This is a genomic window from Micromonospora sp. KC213, assembly GCF_004348325.1.
GTDB lineage: Bacteria > Actinomycetota > Actinomycetes > Mycobacteriales > Micromonosporaceae > Micromonospora.
Genome location: NZ_SMKF01000351.1, coordinates 1 through 1,263 on the forward strand (window position 1 = coordinate 1; position 1,263 = coordinate 1,263).

The 1,263-nt window shown below is 75.3% G+C and carries 1 protein-coding gene; it reads right to left on the bottom strand.

From position 1 onward, the window contains the following. Nucleotides 1–1,112: DNA-3-methyladenine glycosylase 2 family protein (locus E1166_RS30575; RefSeq protein ID WP_132343260.1), on the bottom strand; the 1,112-nt coding region annotated here is incomplete at its 3' end. Between the last annotated feature and the right edge of the window lie 151 nt (nt 1,113–1,263).

Genomic DNA, 1,263 nt, shown 5'->3' on the forward strand with positions numbered 1-1,263 from the left:
CTCTCGCCCTGGCCGCGTTGATCATGAAGTTGCCGGCCGTCCTGAAGATCCACAGCGTCGCCAAGTTCATGATCAGCCGGGGTCTGGGCGAGGAGGCGGGTGAGGGTGGTGTGGGCGGCGCGGACGGAGACCTGCTGGCCGACGATCGCGCGGACCGCGATCTCGAAGCCGTCCACGGCGCGGGGCAGGCGTACCCCGGGTTCCGCGCTGACCGCGCCGGCGAGCGCGGGATCGGCGGCCAGCACCGCGTCGACAGCCTCCGGATCCGCGTCCAGGTCGAACAGGCGGCGGCAGCGGGCCACGGCCGGGGCCAGGTCTCGCATGTCGGCCAGCCGCAGCGTGGCCTGCACGTGGCCGGCGAGCGGGGTCAGCGCCACCTCCCCGGTGCCGTGCGGCAGCCGCAGACCCCGGCGGTACGTCCCGTCGCGTACCTCCTCCACGCCGGGCAGCGCGCGGACCGCGAGGAAGTCCAGCAGCGCGGCGGCGTGCAGCGGCGGCCGGTACGCCAGCCGCAGCGTGATCGTCCCCGCGCCGGCGGCGGCCGGACGCCGTCCCCGGGCCGCCCGCAGCCCGGACGGAACCGTGCCGTAGACCTCGCGGACGGTGTCGTTGAACTGCCGTACGCTGCCGAAACCGGCCGCGAACGCGATCTCGGCCAGGCCCAGTTCGGTGGTCTCGATGAGGGTGCGGGCGGTCTGCGCGCGTTGTGCCCGCGCCAGGGCCAGCGGACCCGCGCCCAGCTCGGCGCGGAGCATCCGGTGCAGGTGCCGCTCGGTGTAGCCGAGCCGGCTGGCCAGCCCCGGCACGCCGTCCCGGTCGACCACCCCGTCGGCGATCAGCCGCATGGCCCGCCCGACCACGTCGCCCCGGACGTCCCACTGGGGTGAGCCGGGCGCGGCGTCCGGGCGGCACCGGCGGCAGGCCCGCAGCCCGGCGCCCTGCGCGGCGGCGGCCGACGGGAAGAAGCGGACGTTGCGTCGCTTCGGCGTCGTGGCCGGGCAGGAGGGCCGGCAGTAGATCCCGGTCGAGGTCACGCCGGTGTAGAACCAGCCGTCGAAGCGCTGGTCGCGGCTGTCCACGGCGCGGTAGCACCGTTCGAAGTCCAACTCCACGCCACGATGATGCCCGCAGCTCAACCCCACCGGCTCGCGGGAATCGGACCTGGCGGTGGCGCAACCGCCAGGTCCGATTCCGGCCGCCGGACAGCGGTCAGCGGTTTGGCGTCGAAGACGGCCGTGGGGCGGGTGGTGCGGTGGTGAGGGT